This is a genomic window from Tardiphaga sp. 709 (assembly GCF_032401055.1).
GTDB lineage: Bacteria > Pseudomonadota > Alphaproteobacteria > Rhizobiales > Xanthobacteraceae > Tardiphaga.
On the sequence record NZ_CP135529.1, the window covers coordinates 3,233,311 to 3,249,879 of the forward strand.

The 16,569-nt window shown below is 60.5% G+C and carries 20 protein-coding genes; 4 read left to right on the forward strand and 16 right to left on the reverse strand.

Annotation, left to right across the window (positions count from 1 at the left end; genetic code table 11):
• Window positions 1-53 precede the first annotated feature (53 nt).
• Window positions 54-446 carry a nitrile hydratase accessory protein gene (locus RSO67_RS15820; RefSeq protein WP_315839644.1) on the reverse strand — a complete coding sequence of 131 codons (393 nt, stop codon included), beginning with the start codon at window positions 444-446 and terminating at the stop codon, window positions 54-56.
• Between the two features lie 244 nt (window positions 447-690).
• Here RSO67_RS15820 and RSO67_RS15825 point away from each other — a divergent pair, with 244 nt between their 5' ends.
• Window positions 691-2,337: an amidohydrolase gene (locus RSO67_RS15825; RefSeq protein ID WP_315839645.1), complete on the forward strand. Its 1,647-nt coding sequence runs from the start codon at window positions 691-693 to the stop codon at window positions 2,335-2,337.
• Between the two features lie 171 nt (window positions 2,338-2,508).
• On the opposite strand, the gene RSO67_RS15830 is transcribed toward RSO67_RS15825, so the two are convergent.
• A complete protein-coding gene (locus tag RSO67_RS15830) occupies window positions 2,509-2,727 on the reverse strand; it encodes a DUF3551 domain-containing protein (protein ID WP_089263548.1) in 219 nt (72 codons plus the stop codon).
• Between the two features lie 96 nt (window positions 2,728-2,823).
• A complete protein-coding gene (locus RSO67_RS15835) occupies window positions 2,824-3,105 on the reverse strand; it encodes a hypothetical protein (RefSeq protein ID WP_410001749.1) in 282 nt (93 codons plus the stop codon).
• 240 nt (window positions 3,106-3,345) lie between these two features.
• Between RSO67_RS15835 and RSO67_RS30500 the strand changes: the two genes are divergently transcribed.
• Window positions 3,346-3,549: a DUF6894 family protein gene (locus tag RSO67_RS30500; RefSeq protein ID WP_410001893.1), complete on the forward strand. Its 204-nt coding sequence runs from the start codon at window positions 3,346-3,348 to the stop codon at window positions 3,547-3,549.
• A gap of 207 nt (window positions 3,550-3,756) precedes the next feature.
• Window positions 3,757-5,199, forward strand: coding sequence for an alpha/beta hydrolase (locus RSO67_RS15840; protein WP_315839647.1), 1,443 nt, complete (start codon window positions 3,757-3,759; stop codon window positions 5,197-5,199).
• Between the two features lie 12 nt (window positions 5,200-5,211).
• Here RSO67_RS15840 and RSO67_RS15845 read toward each other — a convergent pair whose 3' ends face one another.
• Window positions 5,212-5,592, reverse strand: a complete 381-nt coding sequence (locus RSO67_RS15845) for an SHOCT domain-containing protein (protein ID WP_315839648.1) — start codon at window positions 5,590-5,592, stop codon at window positions 5,212-5,214.
• 90 nt (window positions 5,593-5,682) lie between these two features.
• Complete coding sequence (locus RSO67_RS15850) at window positions 5,683-6,156, reverse strand: DUF992 domain-containing protein (protein WP_315839649.1); 474 nt, start codon at window positions 6,154-6,156, stop codon at window positions 5,683-5,685.
• Between the two features lie 345 nt (window positions 6,157-6,501).
• Between RSO67_RS15850 and RSO67_RS15855 the strand changes: the two genes are divergently transcribed.
• Window positions 6,502-7,035, forward strand: a complete 534-nt coding sequence (locus RSO67_RS15855; RefSeq protein ID WP_315839650.1) for a TerB family tellurite resistance protein — start codon at window positions 6,502-6,504, stop codon at window positions 7,033-7,035.
• Between the two features lie 45 nt (window positions 7,036-7,080).
• Here RSO67_RS15855 and RSO67_RS15860 read toward each other — a convergent pair whose 3' ends face one another.
• From RSO67_RS15860 to RSO67_RS15910, 11 genes are all read right to left on the reverse strand, one after another.
• Window positions 7,081-8,622 (reverse strand): proton-conducting transporter membrane subunit, encoded by a 1,542-nt coding sequence (locus tag RSO67_RS15860; RefSeq protein WP_315839651.1) that lies wholly within the window; start codon window positions 8,620-8,622, stop codon window positions 7,081-7,083.
• An 86-nt stretch (window positions 8,623-8,708) separates the two neighbouring features.
• A complete protein-coding gene (locus tag RSO67_RS15865) occupies window positions 8,709-10,238 on the reverse strand; it encodes a complex I subunit 5 family protein (protein ID WP_315839652.1) in 1,530 nt (509 codons plus the stop codon).
• Window positions 10,238-10,576 carry an NADH-quinone oxidoreductase subunit K gene (locus RSO67_RS15870; RefSeq protein WP_315839653.1) on the reverse strand — a complete coding sequence of 113 codons (339 nt, stop codon included), beginning with the start codon at window positions 10,574-10,576 and terminating at the stop codon, window positions 10,238-10,240. The genes RSO67_RS15865 and RSO67_RS15870 overlap by 1 nt, the downstream gene beginning before the upstream one ends.
• On the reverse strand, window positions 10,573-11,514 hold the full coding sequence (locus tag RSO67_RS15875; RefSeq protein WP_315839654.1) for an MnhB domain-containing protein: 942 nt from the start codon (window positions 11,512-11,514) through the stop codon (window positions 10,573-10,575). Before RSO67_RS15875 ends, RSO67_RS15870 begins: the two co-directional genes overlap by 4 nt.
• Window positions 11,511-11,804, reverse strand: coding sequence for a monovalent cation/H(+) antiporter subunit G (locus tag RSO67_RS15880; protein ID WP_315839655.1), 294 nt, complete (start codon window positions 11,802-11,804; stop codon window positions 11,511-11,513). The genes RSO67_RS15875 and RSO67_RS15880 overlap by 4 nt, the downstream gene beginning before the upstream one ends.
• A gap of 7 nt (window positions 11,805-11,811) precedes the next feature.
• The gene (locus RSO67_RS15885) at window positions 11,812-12,087 is read right to left on the reverse strand and encodes a monovalent cation/H+ antiporter complex subunit F (protein ID WP_315839656.1); all 276 of its coding nucleotides are present in this window, start codon (window positions 12,085-12,087) and stop codon (window positions 11,812-11,814) included.
• Window positions 12,080-12,610 carry a Na+/H+ antiporter subunit E gene (locus tag RSO67_RS15890; protein WP_315839657.1) on the reverse strand — a complete coding sequence of 177 codons (531 nt, stop codon included), beginning with the start codon at window positions 12,608-12,610 and terminating at the stop codon, window positions 12,080-12,082. The genes RSO67_RS15885 and RSO67_RS15890 overlap by 8 nt, the downstream gene beginning before the upstream one ends.
• 10 nt (window positions 12,611-12,620) lie before the next feature.
• Window positions 12,621-12,872 (reverse strand): hypothetical protein, encoded by a 252-nt coding sequence (locus RSO67_RS15895; protein WP_315839658.1) that lies wholly within the window; start codon window positions 12,870-12,872, stop codon window positions 12,621-12,623.
• Between the two features lie 20 nt (window positions 12,873-12,892).
• A complete protein-coding gene (locus RSO67_RS15900; protein ID WP_315839659.1) occupies window positions 12,893-13,705 on the reverse strand; it encodes an outer membrane beta-barrel protein in 813 nt (270 codons plus the stop codon).
• A gap of 102 nt (window positions 13,706-13,807) precedes the next feature.
• Entirely contained in the window at window positions 13,808-15,064 is a 1,257-nt protein-coding gene (gene arcA, locus RSO67_RS15905; protein WP_093757585.1) for an arginine deiminase, read from the reverse strand.
• A 17-nt stretch (window positions 15,065-15,081) separates the two neighbouring features.
• Entirely contained in the window at window positions 15,082-16,512 is a 1,431-nt protein-coding gene (locus RSO67_RS15910; RefSeq protein WP_315839660.1) for a basic amino acid/polyamine antiporter, read from the reverse strand.
• Between the last annotated feature and the right edge of the window lie 57 nt (window positions 16,513-16,569).

Genomic DNA, 16,569 nt, shown 5'->3' on the forward strand with positions numbered 1-16,569 from the left:
GGGCCGGTGGTGCGCAGCGCGCACCGTGGCCGCCCAATGCGCGGAGCAAGCCGCTAGGTGTGATGCGCGAAATCCGCCGGGGTCAGTTCGATCGGCTGGCCATGCGGCGTGCGATCGGCGGCGTGGTCCCAGGCATCGCGATAGCGATGCAGCGCATCCGCCGTCGTCACGCCCTTCTCGGCGATCAGATTTTCCAGCGTCGCCAGCCAGTGCCGGTAATAGGTCTCGCCGGTGTCGGCATCGCCGTCCGCCTGGGCGCGCTTGATCTCGGCGGCCAGCGCAGCAGCCCATTCCGTCCAGGTGAACACGCCGCGCTCATGCAGCGTCACGGCCATAGCGAAGGCCTGAGCCTCCCACGGCTCGCGAAACACCGGTCCCTCGGCGTCACAGGGGATGCTCGGGATTTCGGCCGTCGCACGCGTTGCAGCTTGAGTATTGGTCGTCATCACACCGGCTCCAGACATCAGGCGAATCCTACACCGACGCGCGCCTCGCGCAAATGTCGCTGCGTGACGCGCATGGCTGGTGTCTAATTCCTGACCTGCGAGAAAAACTCCAACATAAAGCGCGGTATGCGGCACGTTGCCCCGTCTGCAGGCTCACACTGCACAATCTGCGATCTTGCTCCGCTGAATAATTTTGGCGTACCCGTCGCTGCACTCGATCCCGTGAATAAAAGGTAGACTTAAGATGGAAAAGCCAAGCCTCATCCTGACCGGAGGACGCGTGTTCTGTGGTCTCAACGAGGGCTTTGTCGAAGCCATCGCGATCGCATCGGGACGCGTGCTGGCCACCGGTTCGGCTGAAAAGATCGCCGAACTTGCCGGCCCTGAGACCCGCATCATCGAACTCGCCGGTCGCACCGCCATCCCGGGCCTGAACGATGCGCATATGCATCTGCTGCCGCTCGGCCTGACCATGACCGAGATCAATCTGCGGCCGGAAACCGGCGCCAACAGCATCGGCGAAATCCTGCGCCGCGTCGCCGAAAAGGCCAAGACGGCCAAGCCCGGCGAATGGATCAATGGCCGCGGCTATGACCACTACGAGCTCGCGGAAAAGCGACACCCCACCGCCGAAGAGCTCGATCAGGTTGCGCCAAACAATCCGGTCTATCTCAAGCGCACCTGCGGCCATGTCGCGGTGATCAACACGCAGGCGATGCGCGCGGCCGGCATCGGCCACAACACGCCGCAGCCCGATGGCGGCATGATCGAGCGCCGCGACAACAAGCTCACCGGCCTGCTCGCCGAACGCGCGCTGCGCCTGATCGTCGACGCCGCGCCGAAGCCAAGCGCCGAACGCCTGCGCGACGCGATCGACCGCGCCAGCCGGTTCATGCTCGAGCAAGGCTTCACCAGCGTGATGGACGCCGCGGTCGGCATGGCCGCAGGCATGGATGAGATCGATGCCTATGAGCATCTGGCCAAATCGAACACGCTGCCGATCCGCACCTGGGTCTGTATCTACGGCAACACCGACGGCATCGGCGATCAGGCACATGCTGCAGGTTATCGTTTCGGCCGCGAGGTCGGCATGCTGCGCTATGGCGCGATGAAAGTGTTCGGCGACGGCAGCGCCGGCGGCCTCACCGCTGCGATGTCGGAGCCCTATCTCGTGGGCGATCCCGATAACCGCGGCATCTTCTGCTACACCGACAAGGAAATGCACGACTATCTCGCGCATTATCATGGCCTCGGCTACCAGCTAGCCATCCATGCCATCGGCGATGCCGCCATCGAGCAGGTGCTGTCAGGGATCGAGAAAGCGGGTACGACGGAGAACCCGATCCTCGGCCGCCGCCATCGCATCGAGCATTGCGGCTTCCTGAGCGACAGCCAGATCGCACGCATGGCCACCGCGGGCATCGACCCGGTGCCGCAGCCGGTCTTCATGTATGAATTCGGCGATCTCTACATCACCAATCTCGGCCAGGCGCGTACCGATGTTGCCTATCCCATGCGCAAATGGTTCGACGCCGGTCTGCATCCGGCCGCAAGCTCGGACGCGCCGGTCTCGACCACCGATCCGTTCAAGAACCTGTTCACGATGACGACGCGCATGTCCAACCGCCACACATTGCTGGGCGAAGGGCAGAAGCTGTCGATGGCGGAAGCGATCCACGCCTACACCTATTTCGGCGCCTATACGCAGTTCGCCGAGAACAATGTCGGCCGTCTGGTGCCGGGCCAGCTCGCGGATATCGCCGTGCTCAGCCACGACGTCTTCACCTGCGCGCCCGAGGAAGTCGAGAAAGACACCCGCTGCGACCTCACCATTCTGGGCGGCAACGTCGTCTTCGACAGGCTGGGTCAGGTCGCAGTCGCGGCGGAATAAAGAGCGCGCGAGATGCTGGGACTCGCGGTCTATGCCCGCTGCTCAGTTGCATCGGAGCAAAGGATCTGTTTGACGAAGGCCCTTGCCGTAAGGCGCCGCCTCGTCTGTGCATAAAGGTACCGTCGCCAGATGACGTGGCGACGGCTGCCGATTCAAAAACGACACAGTGCCTTAACGGACGCGCTTGCGACAGGAGGCACCTGTTCCGCTGACAGCGGCACGGCATTGATCGATCGTGTCATAACTACAGTCGGTGCCGCGCGACTGTGATTTGGCGCACCACGCCCTTCCCTTGGCCTCGCTCTGCGTGGTGACGAATACCATGCTCGCGCTCGCGACGATCGTGGAAACAAGCAGGGACAATAAAAAACGCTTCTTCAGGTTCTGCATCGCATCCTCCTTTTCAATCGTCGAAATAATGGATGACGCGATTGCATCACGATATCGGGTGTTGACCTGATCCGAGCCGCGGAATCACCCTTGCGATCACAGCGAAAGATCGTGATGCGCTGGAATGGCTATTGCAGGCGCAACGGTGCAATCGTATCGCTCACCTGCAATAGCGATGCGATACCGGATGAGATCTTCCGTGCGATGTGCGGACCCAGCAACGACCATGGCGCCAGTAATATCGGTTATGCCAATGCCGCCTGTGACTCCCCACCGCTGCTCCGGTGGCAGCACCGATGGCCGCACCGCGCCGCCCGCCGACAGCGCCGCCGATGATGGCACCGGACACTGCACCGCGCCCTGCTGCGCTTTGGGCAAGCGCATCCGCCAGCGGAACCACGGCAGACAGCGTGAGTAGAACGAGCAAGGTTGAGATCCGGCGCATGCGTAACTCCCTGACAAATGAGCCCCCTCACCTGCCCCGATTTGAAATGCACTTGCAGAGCCATAGCCATCGGGAAAAACCCTTGGTCGGCGTGCGTCACGCGCCACCGCATGTGTCAGCGCCTTACTAATTATTCACTGGGACACGCCGCTCTTCCGAATTATTGGAGCGCGATGCGATACTTTTTCCATATTCTGGACGGGCCGAAAGTTTTTCCCGATGAGGTCGGAAGCCGCCTTTCAAATCCGAAGCTTGCGATCACGCAGGCGCAGGCCCTTGCGACGGAATTGAGCAAGGCCGGCGCGCTGTGCAGGTCCCATCTGGTGTTTGTTCTCGACGAGAACGGCAACCGCATTTTCAGATGCCGGGCCCACTGACGGCTTCGCATATGGCTGCCGTCGTATGCGCGGATCGGGACATCGTCGAAGAAGTTGCCGAGTATCAGGGTAAAGCCCGATACCCGCTCAGGTGCTTTCCCTTATATCTCCCGTCGCGCTTCAAATTTTCCGGGCTATCCTGCACCACGTCGTCATTTACGAGGTTCGGTCGTGCGGGCCAGAATCTTCAGATTTGCAAAGATCCTGATGGCGTTTTTCGGCATCGCGCTGATGACGATCTTCGCTGTGCGCATCTACGATTCGCAGCGCGGACTGCCACTCGAGACATGGCATACCTACGTTCCGCATGAGCTTCATGCGAGCAAGCTGGATACTGCCGACTGGGCGCAGTATATGGCGGCTGAGGCGGTGCTTTTCGACGAAGTCCAGCGCGAGGTATCGCAGAAGCTCGATGCGACAGAACGTGTGCCACCCAATCGGTATTTCGAAGGCAGCCCGGTCTATCCCCCGCATTTCGTGCAGGATTTCAACCGCTCCTTTGTGCTGGAGCCGAAGGGGAAGCCGATCGGGGCGGTCGTGCTTCTTCATGGCCTGACGGATTCCCCCTACAGCCAGCGCCATATTGCGCGCTTCTACCGCGACCAAGGCTTCCTGGCGATCGTCCCAAGGCTGCCGGCACATGGCACGGTTCCGGCCGCGCTGACCGACGTCGAATGGGAAGATTGGTTGGCTGCAACGCGGCTCGCAGTGCGGGAAGTCAAGAAGCGGATGGATACGCCTGTGCCGCTGCATCTGGTGGGATTTTCCAATGGCGGTGCACTGGCGATCATGTATGCGCTGGATGCCATCGACGACGAAAAACTGTCGCGACCCGACCGCCTGATATTGATCTCGCCGATGGTCGGCATCACCAGTTTTGCACGCTTTGCCGGCCTCGCGGGATTTCCGGCAATTCTGCCCGCCTTCGCCAAGGCCGCATGGCTCGATGTCGTTCCGGAGTTCAATCCCTTCAAGTACAATTCATTCCCGGTGAACGGCGCGCGTCAATCGCATCTTCTGACCAGAGCTCTGCAAGGGAGGCTCGCGCGCTATGCGAGTGAAGGCAGACTGGACCGGTTTCCACCCATCCTGACATTCCAGTCGCTGATGGATTTCACGGTCAGCACGCGGGCCATCGTCTCCGATCTCTATGCCCATCTGCCGGCCAATGGGAGCGAACTCGTTCTGTTCGACGTCAATCGCACCGCCCGATTTGGCCCCCTGCTCCGCACCAGCACCGATACAGCGCTGGCACGCATTGTACCCGCAGGTCCGCGGCGCTACCGCCTCGCCGTCATTACCAATTCCGGCGACAATAATGACGACGTGATCGAGCGTGTGACCGAGGCCGGCACTGTCGCCGAGCATGCTCGCCCGCTCGGCCTGAGCTATCCACGAGGCTTCTATTCGCTGTCACATGTCGCGCTGCCATTTCCGGTCAGCGATTCTCTCTATGGGGCGGAACCGGACAAATCCGAGGATTTTGGCGAGAACCTCGGCACCCTGGCGCCGCGCGGGGAACGCAATGTGCTGATCGCCAGCCTGGACTCGCTGATGCGGGCGTCATCAAACCCGTTCTTCCCCTACATGGTCGGCCGGATCGGTGAGAGCATTCTCACCCCCGCAAAGACCGTCCAACCCGCCCGGTAAAGCGATATCAGCCTATTGGACCAGACTGGTTCTGAGGCGGGTGTATTCTGCCTCTGTAATAGATCCCGCCGATTTCAGGCGATCGAGTTTCTCGATCTCATCGGCAACACTGAATCCCACCACCCGGCGCAAGTCGTCGCGAGCCTCCTTGGCGCGCTCTGCATTTCTCTCGGCCATACTGCGGCCGTGCACCAGCAGGTAAGCGAAGATGCCGATATAGGGCAAGACGATGAGCAGGATCACCCAGCAAACCTTGCCAATACCGGACACGTCATGGCGGCGAAACAAATCGCCGGTGACAACGATAAAGAGCCAGAACCACAGGACAAACATGAACACTGCGAAAACATCGGCCACGAAATTGGCGAACGTGAAGCCACCCTGAAACAGCATGATCAGCCTCCACTCCGAAATTCGCTGGCGATCGCTTTCGTCACCGGAATTCCGATTCCGATACCAGCGATGGCCGATGATAAATGCCGACTATCGAAGAACGAGATTGGATATGCCCAGCGCCAGATTCAGTCCGATCTGGCCCTCGACGGATAGCGGCTGCAGCGTGATCGTACGGCGTGATCCGCCAACGAGGACGTTGGCGCCAAGGCCCAGGCCGAGTGCAACATTTCCGCTTGCCCCGACATAGCTGCCTCTCAACGTGCCGCGGCCGATATTGCTATTCCGCGCAAAGACGCCCCAGAACAGTGTCCCTCCCCGGGTTACGCCAACATCGAGGCCAACCCGCCTGATCGTGCCTCTGTAGTTATATTGCCGCGCAGCCACGCTGGACAGGAAGACACATTGCATCTCCTGGCGTGAGCCCAGAACCAGCCCAACCCTCGGACCGGTGCTGCATGTCAGTCCGCCGACGCGGAAAAGCTGCTGCGCGTGAGCCGGTGCGGATAACATCTGCGGAATCAGGAAGGCACATACCACCGTCAATAAGCGAATGCTGAACATCTGCTTCCCTCTCGAAGCCACGACAAAAATAACCTCGCATCTGCCGCACGAGGCTAGCCATCAGCACGCAATAGTTAATCGGGAAAAACCCTGAACAGGTCATGATGAGTACCCGGATTGCTCGGGGGAATAATGAGCTGGGTTCGGGCGCGCTCTGCGCGCGTGTCCCGTGGAAGATTCCAGGTCATTCGCTGGGACCAGAGCGCCACAAGTGCGGCTGTTTTGCCCCTGTTTTGGCTGAATCCGAAACTTTAAAGTTCTGTAAGAAAGTTGCAGTGCTGATGGACGAACGCCATTTCCAGGTTGGACGATTGCTCCTCAACTTCCCAGATATCGCGGGCCTGGATGGCCAGCCGTCAGAGCAAAGTCATGATCGTCCCTGGAGAGAATGGTCGAGTGATGTTTGGATCAATCAAGGCGTTCATCTCGCGTGCGATCGAAGACGCCAATCAACGGAAAAACGTCGAGCAGAGAGAGCTTCTCATCGTGACTGCGGCGTTGCTTATCCGCGTTGCAACCGTCCATAGTGAGCTATCGGATATCAGGCGCGCCAGATTGCACGCTATCTTCATATCGCATTATGGGCTGGATGACGCGGCTACGACTCAGCTGCTCGTTGATGCAGATGCAGTCGCCCGTAGCGCGGTCGATCTTTATCGCTTTACCCGGCAGCTCAATGAGTTCCTCGACGACGATGGACGCCGACGGATCGTTCAACTGATGTGGGAGGTCATTTACGCGGATCAGCGGGTCAACGAATTTGAAGAGAATCTGATCTGGCGTGCGGCAGACCTTCTGGGTGTATCGTCCCGGCAGCGTGTTGAACTTCGACAGCGTGTCGTCGCTGGCATAAAGAATTTGGCCGCAGTGTCAGCCTGACGACACCATCATCGCATCTCTAGAGATGTCGATTGTTCGGCATACTCACTGGGCCAACAGTGCCGCTCCGAGAGCCAGTGTGAGTGCGAGCAATGAAATTCCTGCCACATGCCATTGACGAAGCATGCCCTCCGCTTGCTCGACGGTCTTGCCCCAGGCCGGAGCGATCTTCACGCACCTGTCCAGAACGACGACAATATCCCCCTCTGGAATATGTGGCAGGCGCCGCACCCAGCGCCACAGCACTGCCGCCAATATCGCGCCCAGCAAAACTGGAAACAGGGCTTTCCATAGCAATTCGGGCGCCAGAGGATTGGGCAGCATCCCTTCGGGGACCGCGAGGAATAGCGCCCATGGTACGATGAGCGACGCTACGGCAGTGGACAGCCATGGCCAGAACAGGCTTGGCGCCGCTGTCGCCTCCTGATCTGTTGACACCGTCGTCACCAGGCCTCGCACGAACTGCAGCATGAGCAGCGTCGTGCCGACAGCAGACAGCGTTGCAACCGTATTGGCGGCCCCGTCTCCGAGCGGTCCGTCGACCACGATTTTTGCCAGGGCACCGCCGGTCAGCGGCAGCCCGCCAAGGCCGACTGCGATGATCGCCACTGGAAGAAGCATAGGCCACAGATATCGGCGACCGGTCGCGGCGATCACACCGATGGAGAGAAACAGCGCGCCTTTGACCAGAACGTGGTTCGCGGAATAGAAGATCGCCGCCAGTGCAGCGCGGCCATCTCCGGCGATCATGCCCATGCCAATGACGGCCACGATGAATCCCATCTGGCTGACGCTGGAATAGGCCAGCACAATCTTGGGCCTGCGTTGCGTCATTCCAATGACCACCCCATAGAGCGCCGCGAACAAGCCTGCAGCTGCGAGTAACGTCCCTGCATGGGGCAATGCTGTATCGAGGGGGAGAAAGCGGATCATTCCGAGGATGCTTGCCTTGACGGCTGCGCCGCTCAGTACGGCGGCTGCCGGCGTCGGCGCTGCCGCATAGGCCCGTGGCATCCAGACGTGAAACGGAACAAGGCCTGCCTTCATGCCAAAACCTGCGATCAACAGGCCGACGATCAGGTCGCGGTGCGGCGATGTCGGTAGTGCGGCAGCGGCATCACCGATTAACAGCCCATCGCCGGGAATATCCATCGCGAGCAGCACGAAGGCGATGAGCAACAATGTCTCCGCCAGCAATCCAAGGCCGATATAGAGCGCGCCGGCCCGCCACGCATCGGCCGTTTCGTGCTGGATGATGAGGCCGCAGGCGCCGAGCGTCAGCATCGCCAGAAACAAATAGAAGCTCACCATATCGGCAGCGAGAAAGACGCCGATGCAACCCGTCAGTGCGGTGAGCCAGCACACGGCGAACCGCCCGCGGTTCGGCCTGCCCTGCAGATACGGTGACGCATAGGCGCCCGCCGTGATCCACAGCAGCGCAGCAACGCCGAGCAGCAGCGCCCCGGGGAGATCAAGAGCGAAAGTCAAATGCAGACGGGCCGGGCCGACGACCAGCGGAGAATCGTCGGAGACAAAAAGAACGGCCGCAAATGCAGGGATCGGAGCAAACGCCAGATACGCAGGCATTCGCAGCAATGCCCTTGGCCAAAGGCATGCCAGCAGCATCCCCAGCGGAAAGAGCAAGGCGCCAGCCAGCAAGGGATAAGCCTCCATCATCGCAGCTGAACCATCGGTGCCTCCGGACGACCAACTTGCAAAACATCGATCGGACCGAGCGCCACGAGCCCGAGCATTACCGAGAGAAGCGCCAGCCCCAGCGCCGCCACTTCCTGATACTTCGGCACCGCGGCATGCAGCGTCAGCGGCGCGCTCGGTGGGCCCATCGCCCGCGACAGCACGATGAAGATATATGCGCTCGTGAGCAGCCCTCCTGCGGTGATCACGATTGCCCACCACCACTGCCCCGTTGCGATTGTCGCCTCCAGCAACAGCCACTTTGCCAGAAAGCCACCCGTCGGCGGCAACCCGATCAGGCATAGGCCACCGAGACCGAAGGCGAACATCGTCATGGGAAGCGCACGCGCGATCCCGCCAAGCTCCGAGATCTGGTCATGTCCAAGCGCGGCGTAGACAAGTCCGGCAGCCATGAACATGGCGGCTTTTGCGGTGGCGTGCGAGATGGCTTGGAGCATGCCTCCCGTCAGGGCATCGCCATACTGGAGGTGCAACGGGTCGGCACTGAAAGCGAGCGGAAACATCAGAAACAAATAGCCAATCTGCGCGACCGTCGAATAGGCGATCAGCAGCTTAAGCCGCTTCTGTCGGAGCGCGACGATGTTGCCGCAGATAATCGCCGACGCCCCCAGCACCCCAATGAGTTGACTGGCGGCCACACTCAAGAGTCCCGGCATGACGTCGAACCAGAGCCGCACAATCAGAAAGAATGATCCCTTCACCACGACTGCTGACAGAACCGCGCTGGCAGCCGCCGGTGCGCCGGCATGCGCCGGGGGAAGCCAGAGGTGCAGTGGGAAGAGCGCGGTTTTGGCGAACAGCCCGACCGTCATCAACGTCGCGGCAGCGAGCGTCGCTGGCTCAAGATGCACGCGTTGCGACATCAGGACGATGTCGAGGGTCCCATAGCTGCCATACAGCAACGCCGTTCCGATCAGATAGAGGATCGAGCCCAGCAGCGCAAAGAGCAAATACCGCAACGCGGCCTGCAAGGTCTCCGCGCGACCATCGAGACAGACCAGCGGCACCGCAGCGAAGGTCAGCAGCTCAAGCGCAACATAGAGTGTGAACAGATCGCCACCGATAAAGATCATGTTCATCGCGCCCGAGATCGCCATGAGCATGACCCAGAACACCAACGGTGCTCGGGTTTCAATTGACGCTGCGCGACTGCCGAAATTCGCATGCGCGAACACGCCGATGAGGCAGATCACGATGGCCATTGCCACCATCATCGCGACTGAAAGTCCGTCGGCGCGCAGCGTGATGCCGAGCGGGGGCTGCCAACCACCCACAGTGTAAATCAGCGGCTCTCCGCCTTGCCATACTTTCAGGAAGACGATGCATGCCACGCCAAGGCCTGCGGGCAACAGAACTCCGGCAATTCTTTCGGCGCACCGTCCGCCAAGGACAAACGACAGCAGGATCCCGACAACCGGCAATACGATAGCCAGAACGAGAAGCGCGCCGTCGGCAGTTGTCGCGTCGGGCACAGTTGTCGCCGGCATCAGGATTTGCCCTCGCCATTTACGGCGCCAGAGCTGTCGGAACTGATCGAGGCCTGGCCAGTCTCATCCGCAAGACGCTGCACCAGCGCGACGGCCATGGCCGTCGCGGCGAAGGCGACGACAATTGCGGTGATCACCATCGCCTGGGGGACCGGGTCACCGCCGAGCCCAGCCGCTGCCGCCCGCCTGGCGATCATACCGAACAGGAGAAACACACCACTCCCGAGCAAATTGAATGCAAGGATCTTGCGTAGCGGTTCGGGATTCGTGATGAGCCCGTACAGTCCGATGCCCACCAGCGCAGCGCCACACAAGCCGAACAGCGTTGCCGCGTTCATTGCTGTTGCGCCCGTTCCGGCGGTCCTGCGGCCAGCATGCCAAGTGCGACAGCGATCGACAGCGTGAGAGCGCCTTCCACAGCGACAATCAACGGTTTGGCATAGCCTGCCGGGTAAGCCAGAAAAGCGTCGGCAAATACCCATCCAGCGAGGCCAATAACAAGGAACAGCACCGGTCCGGTAACGAGCAAAACACGCAGCCAGAGCCGACTGATCGCAGGGGCTTTTTGCAATCCCGCGACAATGACAAGGAGCCACATCGCAGCCAGCACCGTGCCGCCCTGAAAGGCGCCGCCAGGATCCTTTGCGCCGACCCAGCACATATAGATTCCGAACACGATTCCCACCGGCGGCAGAAGCTGAGCCAGAAAGATCAGCGTGGGATCGGGTTTTGCATAAACCTGCAGACCCGGCGTTCCGCCCCAGGCGCGATCCGGCGCCAGCGACCAAACTCCAAGCAAGGCAAGCAGCACGACCACCTTTTCGAGCAGCGTGTCGAGCGCGCGGAACACAAACAACACGCCAGCGACAGGGTTGCCGAGACCACTCGGCGGCAGGTTTTCCATCACCGTCGGTGCGAGCGTGGGGACGGCCGCCGGTGGATGGAACACGGCGATGGCAAGACCCGCCACGACCAGCGCGCACAATGCACCTGCAGCAAGGCGAACCGGATAGCCGACCCTCACACGATCGACATCGTCGGAGCGGGAACGCGCAGCGGCGCCGAGCAGCAGCAGGCCGGTCATTCCGCCGCCGATCGCCGCCTCTGTCAGCGCCACATCGACGGCGTGGAGCCGAACCCATGCAATGGACAGGAGCAGCCCATAGACGGCGAACATGACGACTGCCGCGAACGCCGTGCGCACAAGGATCGTCGAAGCACCGATCGCGAGGATCAACGAGACGAGAGCAATATCGAAGACGGAAGCGATGCTCATCCGTCTGCTCCGTGCTGGCGTACCGCATTGGCGATCAGCTGGGTGACGACAGCCCCGGACAGCTGGACGAGCAGCCAGGCAGTCACCAATTTGACCGCGAGCAACAGGCTACCCGTCTGCGGCAGCAAGCCCAGAACGATCAAGCCAAGACCAAGATTGTCAACCTTGGTCAGCGCGTGCAGACGCGTCAGCGTATCCGGGAAACGCAACAGACCCACCGTGCCCGCAAGGAAGAACAGCGCTCCGGCGGAGACCGCACAAATGGTCAGGATATCCATGACGAGGCTCATGCGCCCCTCACTCCCCTCTGGCTTCACTTGACGCACCGGACGCGCTTCTGACGAATGCGACTGCCGCAAATGCTGCGAATAGCGCGAGCATCACGGCAACATCCACGATGGGCAGTGTCTCGCTTGCGACCGCGAGCAAAAGAAGGATGGCGACTCCTCCCGTGCCAAGCAGTTGGACGGCCATCAGGCGGTCCACATCGGCCGGTCGTCGAAGAATGGCGAACAGGCCCAATGCCACCGTCAGCAGTACAAAGACCGAGGCGCCCAACAGCAGGCTAGGCATCGGATCTTGCGCTTCCCAGCGCCCCCATGCACAGGGTTTCCTCCATCGACAATTGTTCGACGACGGGCTGTGTCACATCAAGACAATGAATGGCCAGACTGCCGTCAGTCGACGTTCCGCACGGGAGCGTACCCGGCATCAGGCTCATGATCGCGCAAAACGTATTCCGCTTCCTGCCCGGCGGCAGCTGCGCCTGATAGGCGACGAAGCCCGGCTGCAACGGCAGCCGCGGGTGAAGCGCCCGCAGCGCAACGTCCACACCTGCAACAATGGACTGATGGAGGAAGTGCCGGACGAATCCGGCAAATTTGATCGGGCGAAAGCCCCACTGTTCGACAGGCAGCAGCTTGAGGCTTGCCCAGGTCGCTGCGGCGGCTGCAATCAGACCGGGCCCCAGATCAGCGGGATCACCGCGCGTCAGCACCAGCCAGAAGCAAAAGAAACCGATAGCGCGGATCACGGCACTGCCCATGACATTCGACCACCTCGCCTCGCCCTTATTGCCGGCCCCGATCAAGTTCATGGAAGCCACCCTAGCGACTGCTGTCTGTGCTCCGCTTCGATTTCTGCTTGGTCTTCGTATTGTAAACGGGCTGCTGGGGCTCCTCGACGACGATCGGGTGCTGCGGAACCTTCAGACGATCGACGCGCACGTCATCCCGTAAGGCATCCCGGTCCATCCGATCGCCACGCTCAACGGAATCGCGTGGCTCCGCACCAGCGGCGAGTGCTGTGCAGATAAGAAGAATTGCTAAGCCTGTCGTCGCAATCAACTGCCGCATCATCGCCTCTCGTATCCTGATCTCTAGAACGCGAAGTCGAGCCGTGGGCCGATCATCCAATCTCTATAATGACGCAGCGCCACATTTGAATTTCGCGCTTCATAGATCACGTTCGTGGTGAGCGATACGTTGCTGGCGATATTGTATTTCAGGCCGAGAGAGGCCGAATAGATCTGATCCTCCCGGTCGCGGTTCAAGCCATCGGTGAACCAGAATGCCTCGATGAATGGCGTGCTGACGATGGACCATTTGGAGTTCAGCTCGACCTCGATGCCGACCAGCGCATCGAAACGCCAGCGCCTGGCCTCGGCGAGATCAGAGAACCGATAAGTGAGCTGGAGGAGCGGCGAGAGCGTGACATTGTCGAAGGTGAAATCGCGTGCGATGGCACCCGTCACGTCGTGAGAGGTGAAGGCGAGATCGCGAAACACGCCGTCGTAGTCATATCTGTTTTCGTAGGTTGCGCTTATTCTCCAGCCATACAGATTCTTCGTCAGCCGCGCCCCCAGGCGCGCAATGGCGGCATTGCCGTCGTGCTCTCTGGAGAATGCTTCGAACTGCGCACGTGCAAAAATGCGGTAGGACAGGTCCGGCGCAAGCTCGCCGTCCAGCCGCAAGCTCACATCAGGCTCATAGTAAAAATCCCCACGCCGGTCATCGCGCGAAAACAGAGCATTGGCCGTGTAGGTGGGCGACAGGGATCCAACAACGCTCCATGTCGGGCTCATCGACGTGTATTCGACCTTTCTGAGCTCGGTCAGATCTATGTCGGCAGCTATTGCCCCGCTGGCATAAAGGAAGCTTGTTGCTGCCAGGACAATTCTGGATCCACGCATTGCACACTCCCCAGACAATTACTCTCCGTCGGTCGGTGGTTCTGGCTTCGATGATAACAGTCCCACGATCTCGCTCCCCCGAGCGGAGAATGGCCGATTACGTCAGTAATCTACGGCATCGCGGATGATCGGACAGGTCATACAGTGACCGCCGCCACGGCCGCGACCGAGTTCGGCGCCGACAATCGTGATCACCTCGATGCCTTCCTTGCGCAGCAGCGTGTTGGTGTAAGTGTTGCGATCGTAAGCATAGACGACACCTGGCGATGCGCAAACGAGATTGGCACCGCTGTCCCATTGGGTTCGTTCCCGCTGGTAGTCACTGCCACCCGCTTCGACCACACGCAGCTTCTTGAGGCCCAGTGCTTCCTCGACAACGCCGACGAATGACTTCTTCTCCGCATGCAACTCGACACCGCTCGGATGGTCGCTCGGACGATAGGAATAGGTACGTGTCTGGTTCATGAAGTCCGGCGCGAGCAGCACGCAGTCGCGGTCGGCGAATGTGAAAACAGTATCGAGATGCATGGCCGCGCGGATCTTCGGCATTGCCGCAACGATCACGCGCTCCGCAGCCTTCTTTTTAAACAAAGTCGCTGCAAGCTGGCTGATCGCCTGACGGGAGGTGCGCTCGCTCATGCCGATCAGCACCACCCCCTTGCCGATGGGCATCACATCGCCCCCCTCCAGCGTAGCCAGTCCATGGTCCTCTGTAGGGTCGCCCCACCAGACATTGACGTTGCCGGCAAAATCGGGATGAAACTTGTAGATCGCGGTGGTGAGGATCGTTTCCTCATGTCGCGCGGGCCAGTACAGCGCGTTGAGAGTGACACCGCCATAAATCCAGCAGGTCGTGTCGCGCGTATAGAGCGTGTTCGGCAGGGGCGGCAGAAGGTATTCAGTCGCCCCCGCGGCCTCCTTCACCATCCTGAGTGCAGCGCCACCATGGGCTTCGGGAAAGTCATGAGTCGACAGGCCACCGATCAGCGTTTCCGCGAGTTTTCGATTGTCCAGCCCGGACAGGTAGCTTTTGAGCTCATCGATGAAGCCAAGGCCGACCTGGTTCGGCACCACCTGATTATCGAGGATCCAGGCCTTGCCCTCCGGGACTGCCAGCGTCTCGGCGAGCAGGTTATGCATCTCAACGACATCGACCCCGCGGTCCCGCATCTTGGTGACGAAATCGAAGTGGTCGCGCTTCGCATTATCGACCCAGAGCACATCGTCAAACAGCAACTGGTCGCAATTGGACGGGGTCAAGCGTGTATGGGCAAGGCCCGGAGCACAGACCAGGACCTTCCGCAGCTGGCCAACTTCGGAGTGCACACCAAACGGGACTTTTTTTGCACTGGCCATCATGAACTCCCATCGATTTCCTAGATGCTGATATAGCCGGTGGCGAGGCCGTGGATGCCGACTACGCATCCGACGACAGCGATGCCGAACAGGACCCATTCTGCCGGAGTGAAGAGCTGCTTGTTGAGCTCCCTCCGTGTGATGAAATACAGGATTGTGCCGGGTGCGTAGATGATGAAGCCAAGCAGCAGAAATTTCATACCGCCAGCGAACAGCAGGAAGATCGTGTAGGCTGTCGCCAGAACAGCGATGATCGTGTCCTTGCGAAGATCGCTCGGATCGGTCTCGTAAGTCTCCTTGCGGTAGACCAGCATCAGCGCGAAAGCTGCCGAAAGAAAATAGGGAATCAGCGACAGGTGGCTGCACAGCGACAGAGCGAAGGTGAAGGCATCGTCGGAAAACAACGTCGCGATGAGCACAGCCTGAACAAGTAGCGTGCTCATCAGGAGCGCCATTGATGGGACCTGGTTTGCGTTTTCGCGCGCCAGGAATGCCGGCATGTCTTGCCGCTTCGCCGCAACCGACAGCACTTCGGCAGCCATCAGGGTCCAGGCAAGATAGGCCCCGAGCACCGAGATAATCACACCGATGCCGATGAAGATGGCACCCCAATGACCAACGGCGGCTTCGAGCACGCCGCCAACCGAGGGCTGGCGCAATTGCGCCAGTTCTTCGCGGGCGAGGATGCCATATGCAAGAATGGAGACGGACGCGAACAAGGCCAGCACGGCCAGAAATCCCGTCACGGTCGCAATACCAACGTCCTCGCGCCGCTGCGCGAACCGCGAATAGTTGCTGGCGCCTTCGATGCCGAGAAACACGAAGACCGTGACCAGCATCGTCGCCTTGATCTGCGCGAAGAGATTTCCGTAGTCCCCGCTTGCGCCGCCCCAGAGGTTGCCGACGAACACATCGGGCTTGAGGAAGAAGATCGCCAGGACCACGAACAGCAGCAGCGGAATGAGTTTGGCGATCGTCACGATCTTGTTGATCGCAGCCGCCTCCTTGACGCCGCGCAGCACAAGGAAATGAAACGCCCAGACACCGACCGACGATAGTGCGATGGCAGTGACCGTATTGCCCTGACCGAGCGCGGGGAACAACGCGCCGAGCGTCGACTTGATCAGAATCCAATAGGATACGTTGCCGACGCAGGCACTGGCCCAGTAGCCAAAGGCGGAGAAGAAGCCGACATAGGGCCCGAACCCCTCCCGCGCATAGGCGTAAACGCCCGCATCGAGATCCGGCTTGCGGTTGGCCAGCGTCTGAAACACAAATCCCAGCATCAGCATGCCGGCACCGGCGACGGCCCACGCGATCAGCGCTCCATAGATGCCGGTGGCCTGAGCAAAGTTACGCGGTATCGAAAACACGCCGGCGCCGACCATCCCGCCGACCACCATGGCCGTGAGCGTCCAAAGCGGCAATTTCTGGTCGCCTGCATTGCTCATGGCCAAAGCACTCCCATGTGCAGATGCGGTCGGCCCGGAGCAAATGGGACATGCAGG